The following is a 16,340-nucleotide window of genomic DNA, read 5'->3' as shown; positions in this document are numbered from 1 at the left end:
CGGTCAGTTCACGAGCACGCTGCTCACCGGCAGCGAAGTGTCCACGGCCATGTCCAGCGGGGACGGCGGTAGCCCCGCGGCCACCACTTCCGCGCCCAGTGCCGCGATCATCGCCCCGTTGTCGGTGCACAGCCGAGGCCGGGGCACACGCACTTCGATCCCTGCCGCGGCGCACCGCTCTTCCGCGAGCGCCCTCAGCCGCGAATTAGCGGCCACCCCGCCGCTGATCACCAGGTGGCGCACCCCGTGCTCCCGGCACGCGTCCACTGCCTTGCGGGTCAGGACGTCCGCGACCGCCTCCTGGAACGCTGCGGCCACGTCGGGCACGCTCACGGGCCTCCCCTGCCGTTCCGCGTCCTCTACCCAGCGGGCCACGGCGGTCTTCAACCCGGAGAACGAGAAGTCGTAGGTTCCGTCCCCCCATTTGCCGCGCGGGAAGTGGATGGCGGTGCCGTCCCCGTCGCGGGCGGCGCGGTCGATCGGCGGTCCCCCTGGATACGGCAGGTTGAGCAGGCGCGCCACTTTGTCGTAGGCCTCGCCCGCGGCGTCGTCCACGGTCTCGCCGAGCAGTTGCACGTCGGTCGCCAAGTCCCGGACGAGGAGGAGGGACGTGTGCCCGCCGGACACGAGGAGCGCCACCACCGGTTTGGGGAGCGGCCCGTGCTCCAACTGGTCAACGGCGACGTGGCCGACCAGGTGGTTCACCCCGTACAGCGGTTTGTCCAGGGCGAGCGCGTAGGCTTTGGCCGCGGACAGGCCGACCAGGAGCGCCCCCGCCAGGCCAGGCCCCACGGTGACCGCGATCGCGTCGACATCGGACAGCCGCACCCCGGCGCGTTCCGCGGCCCGGCGCACGGTGGGGGTCATCGCCTCCAAGTGGGCGCGGCTGGCGACCTCGGGCACCACGCCGCCGAACCGGGCGTGCTCATCGACGCTGGACGCAACCTCGTCGGCGAGCAGTTCACAGCCGCGCACGAAAGCGACCCCGGTCTCATCGCAGGAACTCTCGATCCCCATGATCAGGGGCGGCTGGCTGGCAGTGGTCATCGCTCTTCCTCAATGGGCTCCAGGCGGCGCATGATGATGGCGTCCGCGCCGACGTAGTAGCCGGAGCGGACTCCGACCTCCACAAAGCCGAACTTCTGGTACAGGTCCCGGGCACGCGGGTTGTCCGACCGGACTTCCAGGAACATGGCGGTGATGCCGCGGCGGCGCGCCTCGTCCAGCAGCGCGGTCAGCAGGGCGCGGCCGATCCCCTTCCCCCACCGTTCGGGGGCCACGGCAATGGTCTGCACGTCGCCTTCGGGAGGTACCGCGCGCAGTCCCGCATAGCCGACGAGTGTCCCGTCGGCCTCCTCAGCGACCAGGTAGTAGCGGTCGGGTTGGGCGAGTTCGTCGCGGAAGATCCCCTCGCTCCACGCGTCGGCGGGAAACAGGGTCCGCTCCAATGCGAGGACTTCTGCGACGTCGTCGAGGGTCATCGAACGCAGCAGCGGAGTCATCGGGACCGTCCCAGTTCGGCCGCCGTGGGCTGGCGTACTTTCTTCGGCGCCCCGGGGATCTGGGCGTCGGGTCGGCGCAGGTACAGGGGACGCGGCTCCGGCAGGGGGGTGCCGTCGCGCAAGGCCCGCACCGCGAATTCACCGAGCGCGGCCGCTGTCGGGTACAGCGGTTCGGCTGCCTCAGGGTCCTGTCCGAAGACGTCGGCATACAGGTGGGCGCCGTGCCCGATCACCGGCAGGCCCGCGGTGTCGACGTCGGCGGGCCGGTTCACGGCGATGTCCCCGACCCGGGTCGCAGCATCGGTGTAGCGGGCCCAGAACACTTCTTTGCGGCGGGCGTCGGTGGCGGCGATGAACGGGGTGGTCCGTCCCGACGCCCACGCGAGAGCGTCCAGGGTGGCCACGCCTACGCAGGGCACGCCCAAGGCTTCGGCGAGGGCGTGCGCGGTCGCCAAGCCGACCCGCAGCCCGGTGTACGGGCCGGGACCGATACCCACCGCGATGTGGGTGACGTCCTCCAGGTCTACCCCGGCGTCCGCGACGACCGTGCGGATCTGGGGGGTGAGGAGCTCCCCGTGGCGGCGCGCGTCCACGGTGGTGCGGGCGGCCCGCACCCGTACCCCGTCCGGGCCGGACTCGCACAGCGCCGTCGTCACAGCGGGAGTGGCAGTGTCGAAAGCCAGTAGCAGCACGGTGGACCAGCCTATTCGAGTTTGTCCCCGGCGAGTGCGGTCAGTGTGCCGCGCCAGCGGTCGCCGATGCGGCGGATCTGCACGGTCCGCGTGTCGTCGGCGTGCCGGTCGATGCTGATCTCCAGGCGGTCGTCGCTGAGCCACTCCGCGATTCCCGTCCCCCATTCGACGACGGTGACCGACTCCGCCATTCCCGCTTCCAGGTCGAGGTCGTCGAGTTCTTCGGGGCCGCTGAGCCGGTAGGCGTCCACGTGGACCAGGTCGGGGCCGCCGACGAGGCTGGGATGGGTGCGGGCAATAGCGAAGGTCGGCGACGTCACGGGGCCGCGCACCTGCAGTCCTTGGGCGAGCCCTTGGGTGAAGGTGGTCTTGCCTGCGCCCAGCGGCCCGGAGAGCAGCAGGAGGTCTCCGGCGCGGGTTTCGGCCGCAATAGCGCGGCCGAGGGCCCGCATCGCCGTGTCGGTGGCGACGGTGACAGTGGTCGTGTCAGGTGAGGAGGTGTCGGTCATATCCGTTCGGCTCGCGGCGTTGTGAGGGAAGCGGTGGGTACCGCGCCGTACAGCACCAGGGTAGGCACTCGGGGGGAGCGGTCCGGACAGTGTGCGGTGCGGGATCAGCGCACAGCGCCGGTGTAGACGCGCGGCACCCGCCGGCCGATGCGGGTGACGATCTCGTAGGAGATCGTGTCCAAGGCGTCCGCCCAGTCTTGGGCGGTGGGTTCGCCGTGGTCGCCGGGGCCGAACAGGATTGCACGGTCGCCGGGGGTGACCGTGTCGTCGCCGATGTCCACCACGAACTGGTCCATGCACACGGTTCCGGCGATGGTGCGGCGGCGGCCTGCCACGAACACGGGGGCGCGGTTGGTTGCGGCGCGCGGCACCCCGTCGCCGTAGCCGAGGGGTACCAGGGCGAGGTTGGTTTCCCGGTCGGTCACGTAGCGGTACCCGTAGGAGACGCCGCTGCCGGGGCGGACTCGTTTGCAGCCCACCAGGGTGGCGCTGAGTGTCATGGCGGGCCGCAGGCCCGGCACGTCCAGGCCGGGGATGGGGGACAGCCCGTAGGTGGCGATCCCGGGCCGCACCAGGTCGAATCGGGCATCGGGTCGGGTGAGGAGCGCCGCAGAGTTGGCGATGTGCCGGACCTGGGGGTGCAGCCCGGCCTTGTCGGCGACGGACAGCGCCTGGTGGAAGGCTTCAAGCTGGGCGGTGGTGGCGGGGTTGTCGGGCTCGTCGGCACAGGCGAGGTGAGAGAACACTCCGGTGACGGTGAGCAGCCCTGCGGCTTCGGCGCGCGCCAGGGCCGTAGCTGCGGCAGACCAGTCGGCGGGGCCGATACCGCCGCGGTTCAGCCCGGTGTCGACTTTGAGGTGGATGCGGGCCTGGCGGCGCGCCTGCCGGGCCGCGTCAATGACCTCGTTGATCACCCACATCGATCCGATACCGAGGTCGATGCCGGCGTCGATCGCCTCGGTGAGGGGTTCTCCGGGGGGCACCAGCCAGGCGAGGATCGGCGCGTCGATGCCGGCAGCACGCAACTGCAGCGCCTCGGCAATGAATGCGGTGCCCAGCCAGGTTGCCCCTCCGGCGAGCGCTGCCCGCGCGGCAGGGACCATGCCGTGCCCGTACCCGTCTGCTTTGACCACGCCCATCACCTGGGCGCCCGCTGCTCGTTCAGCGAGGAGCGCAATGTTGCCGCTGATGGCGTCCAGGTCGATCCTGGCTTCGGCAAAAGACGACATGTGTGCAAGTCTGACACGAAATCGGACGTCCGACCCGGGACTGCGGTCCCTGATTTGTGCGGGTTTACCAGCAGAAATCGGCTCCTTACCGAGAGCGCACCAGCAGGCGTGCGGTGCTCTTCGGCAGCAGCAGTCCCAGCATGCCCACGGCCGCATAGGGCAGCTGCCCCGGGGCGGCTGCGCCCAGGACCGCGCCGATCGTGGCACGGGGAGTGCGCAGGAAGCGGCGTGGATTCGGCTGGTCGCGCGGCACCGACCAGCCGCTGGCCAGCAGCGAGACCAGGGCTCCTGCCCCGACCAGCACCCAGACGGCGTCAGCAGTGGGCAGCGCGGTGAACCATGCGGTCACGGCGAGGAGTGTGGGGAGCGCGTAGGCGCCGCCTAGTACTCCAGGGTCGAGGCTGTCCACGACCGCGGCTGCCGCGGCACAGACAGCCAGTGCTGCCGGGGTGGCCAGCCCGAGCCGTACCAGCAGTCCGTCTGCTTCCGCGGCGAGCTTGTCCCGGTCGGGGACCCGGGTCGGCTGTCCCGCGGCTCGGGCCACGCCCATGGCGTGTTCGCGGCGGCGGCGCAGGACACGCCAGGCCGTGCAGAGCGCTGTCGGGCCCCGGCTGGCGGCCGCGAGCTGGACCGTGTATTCGTGCAGGATCGCGGCTGCCGCTTCGACGAGGGTGACAGGGAGCCGCGCCCAGGCCAAGGCGATGCGGCGGAACAGCGGGGCGATGTCCCCGGGCAGGTGGGAGCGGTACCACACTGCACGGCCGTAGGCTTGAGCGGCCAGACGGCGCAGCGGGGCTTTCCCCGGGAGAGGCGGCGTGGTGTGGGCGGCGAGCCGCTGCATCCGGTAGTCCAGCAGGACCCCGCAGACCAGGAAGAGGAGCAGCAGCCAGCGGGTTGCCGCGCCGTTGCCGTAGAGCGCGAACACGGTCGCGGTGAGGGCGGTGGGCTCCAAACCGGCGAGCAGAGCGTTGAAGGTGAGGTGTTCGAGGGCGGCCGCGCCCAGCGCGAGAGGCGGCAGCAGCCACAGCTTGGCCCCGTACAGGCGCCGTCCCACGACGGCGATCCCGAGTGTGGCGCCCACGAGTCCGGTGGTGACCGCATGCCCGGAGAAGCGGATGTCTGCCCACGGGATCTCCAGCCATCCGGGGAAGAGGGTGAACGCTCCTCCTTGCGGCAGGGGGTGGAAGGCGGTCTCGTCCGCGCTCAGGACGGTGGCGACGGTCTCCGCGAGCTGGAAACCTGCCCCGCAGGCTGCCGCGGCCAGCAGATAGTCCACGGCGGCGAAGCGCCGCATCCGACGGCGGGCCACCAGCCAGAACACGAGGAACGGCAGGAATTTCGCGACCTCTTCGACGGGTACCGCGACGGCGACGGAGGCGAGCGGGTCGAAGGGGTCGAGGCGCAGCAGCGCGGCCACAGCCAGTTCCAGGAAAGCGATGGGGCCGAGGGCGAGGGCACCGAGGACGGTCAGGCGCAGCAGCGCGGCGAAGCTGAGAGTGCGGGACCGGGCCAGCCAGGCGAGTTGCGCGAGCAGCCACACGGTCAACGCGACAGCGGTGAGCGCGGTGGGGATCGCAGGGACGACCAGGGCGGCGAGGGCGAGCAGGAGCAGGGCGATCCACCCCCACGCGCCCCGCACCGCACGTGCCCGGGCAACGGAGCGCGGTGACCGGTCGCGGAGCGCTTCCCCCCATGCGCTGACGCGTTCCCCCACGTCGCCCCGGGGTTTGCGTTTGTCACGGCCGGCGGGGTCGAGGCAGCCGTAGCGGACAGCGGCCTGGAGGAGTTCCGGATCGTTCCTGGTGTGCGCGGTCTCCGCGAATTCGGCGCGGGCGCGGCCGATGTCGTCGCCGACAAAGGCGGCCACATAGTCCGCGGGTCCGGCGGCCACGGTGAGCTCGTCTGCGGTGACGAGGACCGCTGCGGAGAGGTCTTCGAGGCAGACGAGGAAGTCGGTGGGGGTGTCGCCCCAACTGCGGATGACCCCGATCAGCGAGGAGGTGGCCGCGCGCACTTGAATGACCGGTTCGTAGGCGTATTCGGAGCGGGTGCGGCAGATCAGCACGTGGTCGACGCCTACCGCTGCGGCGGCTGCGGTGATCCGCTCAATAAGGGAAGTGTCGCGCGCTGCGGTGAACGGCGCCACGATTTTACGGTCGAATTCGATCCAGTCCAGGTCGAATTCGGTGGCGGTGGCGCAGATCCGCAGTACCAGATCGCGCGTGAGCATGGCCTGCTGGTCCATGGCCTCGTTTTCCTGTATCCGGGGTGCTGGCGCAACACGTCACACCGGAGCGCTCCGGCGAAGTGTTTACGTTATCGCGGCGAAACGACTCTTTTTCAAGAGGTCTGGGAACACGGTCCCACTCGGGGGCGAACCCGGCATGTTCACGGTGTGGTATTGCGTGCCAGAGGGATAAGGGGAACTCCTGCCGTGTGATCGGATCAGTTCCGTTTTTGGTGCGGGAGAAAATACCCGCGGTTTTTCGACGACGCTCGCCTTCGTCCGGGCATGGAAACACCCCGGCACCAACCGTGTTGAATCAACCGGTCCCGTTTTCGGACCGCGCCGTGCTGACGAGTCGCAATTCCCCGCTAGGAGCCTCCACGCGGCTTTCGGGCCGAGGGCAGAGCGGCAGCCCGACGCATCAGCGGCCCCAGCACCAGGGCTGGACGTGCAGGAATTCCGCCTGGCTGGGTGCGCTGTCCTCTTTTCTCAAGCTGCGCGACGGGTGCTTTCCTCCGCTGGAGGACGTCCTGCAAGGAGAATGCGTGCGCCTGGACGGTCGGCGAACGCCCTGCGGTAGCGCGGCAGGCCTTATTCGCGGTACACGACCGCGGAGATCGCCCGCGGAATGGCGTCGAACAAGTCGGATGCACTGATCGGAGCGCCGCCGTGCGCCAACCGGGCCGCCATACCGTGCAGGTAGGCGCCGCACGCCGCTGCCTCCCACGGAGGCAGGCCGGTAGCCAGCAGTGCGCCGATCATGCCTGCCAGCACATCCCCGCTCCCCGCCGTGGCGAGCAGGGGCGTGCCCGTCGGGTTGGCCGCCACCGCCCGGTTCGGTTCCGCAACCAGTGTCGTCGACCCCTTCACCAGCACGGTGCAGCCGTATTCGGCGGCAGCGCGCCGCGCATAGTCCAACCGGTGCGCTTCGACGTCGGCGCGCTCCACGCCGGGCAGGAGCCGCGTCAACTCTCCGGCGTGCGGGGTGAGCAGGGTGGGGGCTGTGCGCTCCCGCACCAGGGCCGGGTTGCGGGCGAGCAGAGTGAGAGCGTCGGCATCCACCAGCACCGGAACGTCACTGGCGAGCACCGCTTCCAGCTCGGCGAGCGCTGCGGGGTGCAGTCCGCGCCCCGGGCCGATCACCCAGGCCGCGACCCGCTGCGGCAGGCTCGCCACCGGGTCTACCGGGTCCAGCGCCGAGGCGACCGTCTCCGGCCACCGGGCCACTACCTCGCGCGCCACCTCCGGTTCGCCCACATACCGCAGCAAGCCCACCCCGGTGCGCAGTGCGCCCCCTGCGGCGAGCACCGCGGCCCCCCGGTAGCGGTTGCTGCCCGCGGCCAGCGCCAGCACTCCCCGACGGTATTTGTCGCTCTCCGCGGTGGGCCGGGGCAGCAGCGCGGCAACATCCTCAGCTTGGAAAGACACCAGGTCCGGGTCGGGTAGTTGCGGGGCCAGCCCGATATCGACGAACTCGACCACGCCTGCGCGCCCCGCGCCCGGGTCGACCAACAGTCCCGGCTTGTACGTGCCAAACGTGACCGTCACGTCGGCCCGCACGCTAGCCCCCGGCACCGCTCCCGTGTCCGCGTCCACCCCGCTGGGCAGGTCCACGGCAACCACCGCGGCATCGGTGGACTCGGTCAACGCGGCCAGTGAAGCGTGCGGTTCCCGCAACGCCCCGCGCACCCCGATCCCCACCAGGCCGTCCACGACGAGATCCGCTCCGGCGACAAGGGCCGCTGCCTGCTCCACCGAGGCCGTGCGGCCGCCGGCGGCCCGCAGTGCGGCCAGGCCGCGCTCATGCAGGGTGCGTCCCGCGCCGACCGCGGTGACCGCGGCGCCGCGACGTGCCAGCTCAGCCCCGGCGAAAAGCGCGTCACCGCCGTTGTCCCCGCTGCCGACCAGCAGCACTACGCGCGCCCCGGACACGCGGGGCAGGATCCGCACGCACACTGACGCCAGGCCGAAGGCGGCTCTCCGCATCAGCGTGCCTTCCGGCAGTTGCGCTAGGAGCGCGCCTTCCGCGGCGCGGACGGTTTCCACGATGTGTGCGGTGCGCATACCTCTCCCCGTGGTCGCTGCCGGGTGCGGGCACACCCGTCCTCCGGTGCAATCATGGTTGCGGACGGCATCGGATCGTGTGGTGCGGTGGTCCTTATCCAGCTACCCATCCGTCACCGATGCTGCCCGCCCGTCCTGGTTTACTTCTTCCAACGCGAAAGAGAAAGATCAGTCGTCATCCATCGACAAGCAGCACGGGACGCTCCCATGACCTACACCGACGACCGTGTCGATTCCGGTTTGACCGACCGCGTCTCCCTCCTGCAGAACGCCATGCACAAGCTCGGCGCGGACGTCATCCGGCTGCAGACCCAGCTCAGTGAGATCGCGACCGCGGCACCGCCGCGTTCGCAGGAACGGGCCCCCGCCTCGCAGTTCATCTTCAACCTGTCCCGGGATGAGTACCGGGGAGAACTCGCCGCTCTCGTCTCGTGGGTGAACGACTTCTTGATCCCCGTGTATGCGGGCCCAGTGACCCGCTGGTGCCCTGCCTGGTGGGAGCATCACGAGGCGGTAGGCAGGCTCCACGCGCTGCGTCTGTCCTACCTGGAGCTCACCGACACCACGATCTCCGGGGCATCGGGGCCGGGAATCTGGCACCGCGATCACCTGGACCCTGTCCTGGACCGGCTCTTCGCCCCTGACGGCCCGTTCGTGAACTGCCTGGGCCCCGCCGGGCACCGTCCGAAAGACTCCTGACTTCAGGTCTTCCGCAAACGGACCCGGCGGACCCGGTGGTCTTCTCCTTTGAAGAGGACCAGGGTCGCGCGCGGCCGGGTGGGGATGATGTTCTCCACCAGGTTGACCTCGTTGATGGTGTGCCAGGTGTGCATCGCGAATTCTTTGGCTTCTTCCTCAGAAGCGGACGTCGCCATCGCGTGGAAGTAGGAGCGCGGGTCCTCGAACGCGGTGCGGCGCAGTTCCAGGAACCGGTTCAGATACCACGACCGGATGTGCTCCACGCGGGCGTCCACGTAGAGGGAGAAGTCGAAGAAGTCGGCCAGCGCCAGCCGCCCGGGCGGAGGCGGCTGAAGCACGTTGATGCCCTCCACGATGAGGATGTCGGGCCGGTGCACGATCTGCGTCTCGCCAGGCAGGATGTCGTAGGCCAGGTGCGAGTAGACGGGGATCTCCATCTTGTCCGCTCCGGCCTTCATCTCTGAGACGAACCGGAGGAGAGCGCGCCGGTCGTAGCTTTCCGGGAAGCCCTTCCGGTTCATGATCCCGCGCTCCTCCAGCACCGCGTTGGGGTAGAGGAAGTTGTCGGTGCTGACCAGTTCGACGTGGGGATGGTCCGGCCACTGCGACAAGAGTGTCCGCAGCAGCCTGGCTGTCGTGGACTTGCCGACGGCTACGCTCCCCGCTACTCCGATGACGAACGGGGTGGGACGGTCGCTTTCCCCGAGGAAGTCCCGCACCGCCGCGTGCCGCTGCCGGGTCGCTTTGACATACAAGTTGAGCAGTCGGGAGAGCGGCAGGTAGATGTCCCGGACTTCGTCCAGCGACGTGGGGTCCGCGGTACCGCGGAGCTTCTCCAGTTCCGCTTCCGTCAGCGACAGCGGAGTCGCCGCCCGCAACTCGGCCCATGCTTGGCGGTCGAGTTCCACGTACGGCGTCAAAAAGCCGTTTTTCGTCGCGTGAGACACGTCTGCTCACCCTAGACGAACGGGATTCGGTACCTGTGGGGCACCCCGCCTCTTCACGCGTTCAGACCCCTGACCATGGGTGGCACGGTGCGCCGGTGGAGCTTCCCCGGCCCCCTGCACCGCTGCGCAGTCCTGGCATAGGACTCTTCCGACAGTATGGGGCGGTGCTGTTCCCGTCCCGGCAGGGGGAAGGCTGCCCCTGCCCTGCAGACGCCGCGACACGCATTCCTCGCCTCTTTCGCTGTGTGGCCTGGCCGAGGATTCCGGGCGCCTCCCCGCAGCGTCCCCTCCCGATGTCCGCGGTGTTTTCCAGGGAGGTGCGGGACCCCCGGCTGAAAACCCGGTGTGAGAAGTCAGACGCTTTCCTGAGGCAACCACGGCAAACCCGCGGGGCCCGACCTGCGCCAAACCGGCGGGCTGGAGCACTGGTCTATACCGCTACCTGCGAAAATCATGCAAAGACAGGACCGCTGCTCCTCTCTTTCTCCCCCTTTTTTGGTTACTCTGACGCTCATGTGTGGAATCGTTGGCTACGTCGGGCCGAAACCGGCGCTGGAAGTCGTCGTCGAAGGTCTGGCCAGGCTTGAGTACCGGGGATACGACTCCGCGGGAGTTGCAGTGCTCAGTGACGGCAAACTCCAGACGGAGAAACGGGCCGGCAAGCTGGCGAACCTGCGGGCCGCGCTGCAAGCCAATCCGCGTTCCGCCGACGGCATCGGCATCGGCCACACCCGCTGGGCCACCCACGGTGCGCCCACCGACGGCAACGCCCACCCCCACGTAGACGAGATGAACCGTGTGGCGGTGGTCCACAACGGCATCATCGAGAACTTCGCGCAACTGCGGATGGAGTTGGAGGAGCGTGGCTGCAAGTTCCGCTCCGAAACCGACACCGAAGTCGTCGCCCACATGCTCAGCGAGCAGCTCACTGAGCACAACGGCGACCTTGGTGCGGCTATGCGCTCGGTGTGCCGCCGTCTTGAGGGCGCCTTCACCCTGGTCGCGATCTCCGAAGACGACCCGGGACTGGTGGTAGCCGCGCGCCGCAACTCCCCGCTGGTCGTCGGCCGTGGCAACGGAGAGAACTTCCTTGCCAGCGACGTGGCCGCGTTCATCGCGCACACCCGCGACGCCATCGAACTGGGCCAGGACCAGGTGGTCGAGCTGCGGGCCGACTCGATCACTATCACCGACTACGACGGTGCCCCTGCCCAGGTGCGCGAATACCACGTGGACTGGGACGCTTCCGCCGCGGAGAAGGGCGGCTATGACTACTTCATGCTCAAGGAGATCGCCGAACAGCCGCGTGCGATCGCGGACACGCTGCTCGGCCGGGTCGCCGTGGACGGCACGCTGACCCTGGACGAGATGCGGCTGGCTCCCGAGGAGCTGCGGCAGATCTCCAAGATCGTCATCGTCGCCTGCGGCAGCTCGTACCATGCGGGCCTGATCGCCAAGTACGCCATCGAGCACTGGTGCCGTATCCCGTGCGAGGTCGAGGTCGCCAGCGAGTTCCGCTACCGCGACCCGATCCTGGATCCCCAGACGCTGGTCATCGCCATCTCCCAGTCGGGGGAGAGCATGGACACCCTGATGGCGGTGCGCTACGCCCGGGAGCAGCAGTCCCGGGTGCTGGCGATCTGCAACGTCAACGGCTCCACGATTCCCCGGGAGTCCGACGGGGTGCTGTACACGCACGCCGGCCCCGAGGTGGGTGTGGCCGCGACCAAGACCTTCCTCACCCAGCTCGTCGCCTGCTACCTGGTCGGCCTCTACCTGGCTCAGGTGCGCGGCCTGAAGTTCGGCGACGAGATCAACGCGATCATCGGGCAGCTCGCCCGCATGCCGGAGCAGGTGGAGAAGGTACTCAACACCGTGCAGCCGGTCCGCGACCTGGCCCGCTCGCTCGCCGAAGCGAAGACGGTGCTCTTCCTAGGCCGGCACGTGGGCTACCCGGTGGCTATGGAAGGCGCCCTCAAGCTCAAGGAACTGGCCTACATGCACGCGGAAGCGTTCGCGGCCGGGGAACTCAAGCACGGACCGATCGCGCTCATCGAGGACGGTCTGCCGGTCGTTGTCGTGGTGCCGTCCCGCGAGGGCCGCAGCGTGCTGCACGACAAGATCGTCTCCAACATCCAAGAGATCCGGGCACGGGGTGCGCGGACCATCGTGATCGCGGAGGAGGGAGACGAGAGTGTCCGCCCCTACTCTGACACTCTGATCGAAATCCCCGCCGTGCCCACCCTGCTGCAACCGCTCGTGGCAACCGTGCCCCTGCAGGTGTTCGCCTGCGAGCTGGCACTGGCCAAGGGCAACGACGTGGACCAGCCACGCAACCTGGCCAAGAGCGTGACCGTGGAGTAAGTCTCGCATCTCGTGCGGAAGGGGCCGGCACGCCGAGTGCTGGCCCCTCGCTGTGTCCGCGGTCCTCGAGCAGGGCCGGGCAGCAGAGCCTTGGCGCACACACTGCTGCCCTGTTTCCCGCCGGGAGGGAAACAGGGCAGCAGCGCTTCCCAGCAGGCTTTTTACGCGTTGATGGACAGTTCGTCTCGGACTACGTCGGCCAGCCGGTCAGCGATGGCCTGAGCACGGTCCTGCGACGTTGCCTCCACCATCACCCGGACGATCGGCTCGGTGCCGCTCGGCCGCAGCAGGACGCGGCCGCTGTCCCCGAGCTCCGCCTCGGCCGCAGCCACTTCCGCAGCGATCCGCTCCGATGTGGCAACCCGGGTCTTGTCCACCCCGGACACGTTCACCAGCACCTGCGGCAGCCGGTTCATGACCTTGGCGAGCTCAGCCAGCGCCACTCCCCTCCGGTTGACCGCGGCGAGCAGGTGCATGCCGGTCAGCAGGCCGTCGCCCGTCGTCGCATGGTCCAGCAGGATGATGTGGCCGGACTGCTCCCCGCCCAGCGAATACGACCCAGCCCGCATGGCTTCGAGGACGTAGCGGTCGCCCACCTGGGTTTCGACCAGGGTGATCCCGGCTTCCTTCATGGCGAGTTTGAGTCCCAGGTTCGACATGACCGTGACCACGAGGGTGTTGTTGTGCAGCGCGTTCGCCTCGTACAGTTCCAGCGCCAAGACGGCCATGATCTGGTCGCCGTCGACAACAGATCCGTCAGCGGCCACCGCCTGGCAGCGGTCAGCGTCCCCGTCGTGCGCGATGCCCGCATCGGCGCCGTGCTCCAGCACCGCCGCGCGCAGCGCGTCCAGGTTGGTGGACCCGCATCCCTCGTTGATGTTGAACCCGTCGGGCTTGTCGCCGATCGCGATCACGTCGGCGCCGGCACGGCGCAGCGCCTCCGGGGCGATCCCCGCTGCCGCACCGTTGGCGCAGTCCACAACGACTTTCAACCCGTCCAAGCGGTTGGGCAGGGAGTTCACCAGGTGGGTGATGTAGCGTTCCACGCTGTCCGTATCGTCGGTGACCCGGCCGACGTCCCGGCCGGTTGCCCCCGCCACGGCACGGCCCAGCCGCCGTTCGATCTCGTCTTCCACCTCGTTTGACAGTTTGTGGCCGCCGCGGGCGAAGAATTTGATGCCGTTGTCCGGAGCCGGATTGTGACTGGCGGAGAGCATCACCCCGAAGTCCGCGTCCAGTTCGCCTGTCAGAAAAGCCACGGCAGGCGTGGGCAGCACACCGAGGCGGATGACGTCCACCCCGGCGCTGGCGAGTCCCGCTACTACGGCCGCTTCCAGGAACTCGCCTGAGGCACGCGGATCACGGCCGACCACGGCGCGGGGCCGCTTTCCGGGAATGCCTCGCTCTGGGAGGACTTCAGCCGCCGCAATGGCGAGCTCCAGGGTTAGTCCAGCAGTGAGATCGCGGCCCGCAAGCCCGCGGACTCCGTCGGTGCCAAACAGCCGTGTCACGAACCAATCGCTCCGTTTCGTCCAGATGATGGCGCTGGTCGCCGCTACGGACACCAGTATGTGGCGGCGAGAGCGCACCAATGCCGATAGAAACGACTATGGCCCGCACTGACCACTCGTTTTTGAGACAACGAGTCATCAGTGCGGGCCTAGGACCTGTTCCCCGTGGGACACGTCCAATCGTGACCACGTTGTAATAACGTGGTCGCCAAGTCGGAAAAGAACTACCGCTTGGAGTACTGGGGCGCCTTGCGGGCCTTCTTAAGACCGGCCTTCTTCCGCTCGACCTTCCGGGCGTCCCGAGTGAGGAAGCCGGCCTTCTTCAGCGGCGGACGGTTGTGCTCGGGATCCATGGCGGCAAGTGCGCGGGCGAGGCCGTGACGGAGCGCACCGGCCTGGCCGCTGGTGCCACCGCCGTTCAGGCGTGCGAAGACGTCGTAGGCGCCCTCAAAACCCAGAGTGGCCAAGGGCTCCTTGATGAGCTGCTGGTGCACCTTGTTCGGGAAGTACTCCTCAAGCGACTTGCCGTTGATCTTCCACTCACCGGTGCCCGGGACGACACGGACGCGCGCGACAGCGGTCTTCCGGCGGCCCGTTCCCAGAGAGGGGCCGACCGCCGTCGGGATGTATGTCTCGCCGACCGTCTCGGGAGTCTCGGTGGTGTACTCGGCCGGGTACTCTTCGGAGTTCTCGTCGTATTCCTGAACGTCTTCGATGCCGGTGGGCTCGACCACGGTTCTCCTCGTACTTCCTTAGTCTCGCGACGCCTACGCGGGCTGCTTGATCTTGGTGATCTCGTACGGCACCGGCTTCTGGGCCTGGTGCGGGTGCTCCGGCCCGGCGTACACCTTGAGCTTCTTCGCCATCCGACGGCCGAGAGAGTTCTTCGGCAACATGCCCTTGACCGCCTTCTCTACAGCGCGTGCCGGGTTCTTCGCCATCAGTTCGCTGTAGGGAATGGAACGCAGGCCGCCGGGGTAGCCGGAGTGACGGTAGGCCCGCTTCTGCTCCAGCTTCTTACCGGTCAGCACCACCTTGTCGGCGTTCACGACGATCACGTAGTCACCGGTGTCGACGTGGGGCGCGTAGTACGGCTTGTGCTTGCCGCGCAACAGCGTGGCAACGCGACTAGCCAGCCTGCCGAGCACGACATCGGAGGCGTCGATGACGTGCCACTGACGCTGAATATCGCTGGGCTTGGGGCTGAATGTGCGCACGATCGTATTGCCTTCTCAGTCGGCGGTGTCCGTCTCTGTGCGAGACGGCAAACTCGTACTTACTGGACCGAACAGTCTCCGGGTGTCCCGGAACTCTTCGATAGATTTGAGTGCGCAGACGGTGATGCGTGATCGGCGCCCAACGAGGTCTGGTGGGTACCCACGACAACTCAACGCACAACGACAGAGAATCGTAACCCGCACGCAGGCCACGGTCAAAATCCCCATGGCTCTCGTGGCATGCCATGGGGCGACCAGGCTCGCGCACGATGCGCGATTACTCCACTCTCATTATGCCTTGACCGTCGAGTGCTTGCGCACTGTCACCGGTCCCGACCCGCCGGGTCGATCACACCACCACGCGCGTCAATTCGAGGTCAGGTGCTCTGCCCCAGGGGAACCGGACGGTGGAACGGTCCACTGCGGAAAGCACTGACTAGGATGGTGCCGGCAGTGTCGCCACCGCCTTATCACATGAGGATAGCGTGTGAGCGGGGAAACCCCGCACCGCTCTCCTCGTTTCTTCTGTTCTGCCCCTGGCGGTGTGTCCGCTCGAACGTGCGACGCTCCGACAGGACTGTTCGCCCCCCCTGGTCCGGTTCGCGGCTTCGCGACCGATTCTGAACAGGCGAGAATACGGAATTCGTGACGAAGCACGCGGCGGGGTTCAGCCGTTCGCGGCTCCACTCCCCGCCCCAGGACAGCATCCGGAGTCTCCCATCGCACCGCAACCGAACGAGCCAGCCGACGGACCAACTCCTCCCGGACCGTCGTTCCCTCCCCCGCCCGCCGACCCTCATCAGGGCGCGGACGAGACCGCGCAGGCTCCGCGGTCTGCTTCTTCCCTTCCATCATCCCCATCCAGCCAAGGCCATGACCTTCTCGGGTTGGAATCGCAATCCCCGTTAGGACCTATGCCATCCACAGCTCGTCCACCTCAGCCATCTCCTGGACAGCCTGGACCTTCCGGCCCGCAGCCCGCTCCGGGCCACGCGTCGACGGGGCCGCAGCCTGCCCAAGGACAGCCCGTGCCTGCGGGCCCGCACCCCGGTCAGGGGCAGCCCGCGCTTACCGGCCCGCAGCCTGCACAGGGCCAGCCCGGTCCTACGCAAGGCCAGCCGATGACGGGGCCTCAACCACCCCAAGGACAGCCCGGCCCCGGACAACCCCCCGGCCCCCCCCCCCCCCCCGCCCCCCCCCCCCGGCCCCCCCCCCCCCCCCCCCCCCCTCCCCCCCCCCCGGCCCCCCCCCCCCCCCCCCCCCCATACCCCCCCCCCCCCCCACCCCCCCCCCGCCCCCCCCCCCCCCTTGCGCCCCCCCCCCGGGCCGCGCCCGGCCCGACCCCCCCCCCCCGCCCCCCCCCCCCCCCCCGCACCCCC

13 protein-coding genes are annotated in these 16,340 nt (G+C 68.8%); 2 read left to right on the top strand and 11 right to left on the bottom strand.

Annotated features, from left to right (window positions below):
• Positions 1 to 3 precede the first annotated feature (3 nt).
• The 7 genes from tsaD to CW348_RS01050 form a co-directional block, all read right to left on the bottom strand.
• Positions 4 to 1,047, bottom strand: coding sequence for a tRNA (adenosine(37)-N6)-threonylcarbamoyltransferase complex transferase subunit TsaD (gene tsaD, locus CW348_RS01080; protein ID WP_011293025.1), 1,044 nt, complete (start codon positions 1,045 to 1,047; stop codon positions 4 to 6).
• The gene (rimI, locus tag CW348_RS01075; RefSeq protein WP_011293026.1) at positions 1,044 to 1,502 is read right to left on the bottom strand and encodes a ribosomal protein S18-alanine N-acetyltransferase; all 459 of its coding nucleotides are present in this window, start codon (positions 1,500 to 1,502) and stop codon (positions 1,044 to 1,046) included. The genes tsaD and rimI overlap by 4 nt, the downstream gene beginning before the upstream one ends.
• The gene (tsaB, locus tag CW348_RS01070; protein WP_016189229.1) at positions 1,499 to 2,194 is read right to left on the bottom strand and encodes a tRNA (adenosine(37)-N6)-threonylcarbamoyltransferase complex dimerization subunit type 1 TsaB; all 696 of its coding nucleotides are present in this window, start codon (positions 2,192 to 2,194) and stop codon (positions 1,499 to 1,501) included. The genes rimI and tsaB overlap by 4 nt, the downstream gene beginning before the upstream one ends.
• 11 nt (positions 2,195 to 2,205) lie before the next feature.
• Positions 2,206 to 2,703, bottom strand: coding sequence for a tRNA (adenosine(37)-N6)-threonylcarbamoyltransferase complex ATPase subunit type 1 TsaE (gene tsaE, locus CW348_RS01065; protein ID WP_011293028.1), 498 nt, complete (start codon positions 2,701 to 2,703; stop codon positions 2,206 to 2,208).
• A 104-nt stretch (positions 2,704 to 2,807) separates the two neighbouring features.
• Entirely contained in the window at positions 2,808 to 3,932 is a 1,125-nt protein-coding gene (gene alr, locus CW348_RS01060) for an alanine racemase (protein ID WP_278459562.1), read from the bottom strand.
• 85 nt (positions 3,933 to 4,017) lie between these two features.
• On the bottom strand, positions 4,018 to 6,177 hold the full coding sequence (locus tag CW348_RS01055; protein WP_011293030.1) for a PrsW family intramembrane metalloprotease: 2,160 nt from the start codon (positions 6,175 to 6,177) through the stop codon (positions 4,018 to 4,020).
• 573 nt (positions 6,178 to 6,750) lie between these two features.
• On the bottom strand, positions 6,751 to 8,223 hold the full coding sequence (locus CW348_RS01050) for a bifunctional ADP-dependent NAD(P)H-hydrate dehydratase/NAD(P)H-hydrate epimerase (protein ID WP_011293031.1): 1,473 nt from the start codon (positions 8,221 to 8,223) through the stop codon (positions 6,751 to 6,753).
• Positions 8,224 to 8,430: 207 nt separating this feature from the next.
• Here CW348_RS01050 and CW348_RS01045 point away from each other — a divergent pair, with 207 nt between their 5' ends.
• Positions 8,431 to 8,922: a DUF4913 domain-containing protein gene (locus CW348_RS01045; RefSeq protein ID WP_011293032.1), complete on the top strand. Its 492-nt coding sequence runs from the start codon at positions 8,431 to 8,433 to the stop codon at positions 8,920 to 8,922.
• A gap of 2 nt (positions 8,923 to 8,924) precedes the next feature.
• Here the strand turns inward: CW348_RS01045 and coaA are convergent, their stop codons facing one another.
• Positions 8,925 to 9,830: a type I pantothenate kinase gene (gene coaA / locus CW348_RS01040; RefSeq protein WP_016189231.1), complete on the bottom strand. Its 906-nt coding sequence runs from the start codon at positions 9,828 to 9,830 to the stop codon at positions 8,925 to 8,927.
• A gap of 552 nt (positions 9,831 to 10,382) precedes the next feature.
• Here coaA and glmS point away from each other — a divergent pair.
• Positions 10,383 to 12,233 carry a glutamine--fructose-6-phosphate transaminase (isomerizing) gene (gene glmS / locus CW348_RS01035; RefSeq protein ID WP_016189232.1) on the top strand — a complete coding sequence of 617 codons (1,851 nt, stop codon included), beginning with the start codon at positions 10,383 to 10,385 and terminating at the stop codon, positions 12,231 to 12,233.
• A 161-nt stretch (positions 12,234 to 12,394) separates the two neighbouring features.
• On the opposite strand, the gene glmM is transcribed toward glmS, so the two are convergent.
• The 3 genes from glmM to rplM form a co-directional block, all read right to left on the bottom strand.
• Positions 12,395 to 13,744 (bottom strand): phosphoglucosamine mutase, encoded by a 1,350-nt coding sequence (gene glmM, locus CW348_RS01030; protein ID WP_104612846.1) that lies wholly within the window; start codon positions 13,742 to 13,744, stop codon positions 12,395 to 12,397.
• A gap of 224 nt (positions 13,745 to 13,968) precedes the next feature.
• Positions 13,969 to 14,478 carry a 30S ribosomal protein S9 gene (gene rpsI / locus CW348_RS01025; protein WP_011293036.1) on the bottom strand — a complete coding sequence of 170 codons (510 nt, stop codon included), beginning with the start codon at positions 14,476 to 14,478 and terminating at the stop codon, positions 13,969 to 13,971.
• Between the two features lie 33 nt (positions 14,479 to 14,511).
• Positions 14,512 to 14,961: a 50S ribosomal protein L13 gene (gene rplM / locus CW348_RS01020; RefSeq protein WP_011293037.1), complete on the bottom strand. Its 450-nt coding sequence runs from the start codon at positions 14,959 to 14,961 to the stop codon at positions 14,512 to 14,514.
• Positions 14,962 to 16,340: the final 1,379 nt, after the last annotated feature.

It is taken from the genome of Thermobifida sp. (assembly GCF_017577275.1).
Lineage (GTDB): Bacteria > Actinomycetota > Actinomycetes > Streptosporangiales > Streptosporangiaceae > Thermobifida > Thermobifida fusca.
This window is presented reverse-complemented; position numbering and strand designations above follow the sequence as displayed.

Excerpts from the sequence above, each read along its gene's own strand:
- tsaD (WP_011293025.1), bottom strand. The coding sequence starts at position 1,047 with ATGACCACTGCCAGCCAGCCGCCCCTGATCATGGGGATCGAGAGTTCC.
- rimI (WP_011293026.1), bottom strand. The coding sequence starts at position 1,502 with ATGACTCCGCTGCTGCGTTCGATGACCCTCGACGACGTCGCAGAAGTC.
- tsaE (WP_011293028.1), bottom strand. The coding sequence starts at position 2,703 with ATGACCGACACCTCCTCACCTGACACGACCACTGTCACCGTCGCCACC.
- alr (WP_278459562.1), bottom strand. The coding sequence starts at position 3,932 with ATGTCGTCTTTTGCCGAAGCCAGGATCGACCTGGACGCCATCAGCGGC.
- CW348_RS01055 (WP_011293030.1), bottom strand. The coding sequence starts at position 6,177 with ATGGACCAGCAGGCCATGCTCACGCGCGATCTGGTACTGCGGATCTGC.
- CW348_RS01050 (WP_011293031.1), bottom strand. The coding sequence starts at position 8,223 with ATGCGCACCGCACACATCGTGGAAACCGTCCGCGCCGCGGAAGGCGCG.
- CW348_RS01045 (WP_011293032.1), top strand. The coding sequence starts at position 8,431 with ATGACCTACACCGACGACCGTGTCGATTCCGGTTTGACCGACCGCGTC.
- glmS (WP_016189232.1), top strand. The coding sequence starts at position 10,383 with ATGTGTGGAATCGTTGGCTACGTCGGGCCGAAACCGGCGCTGGAAGTC.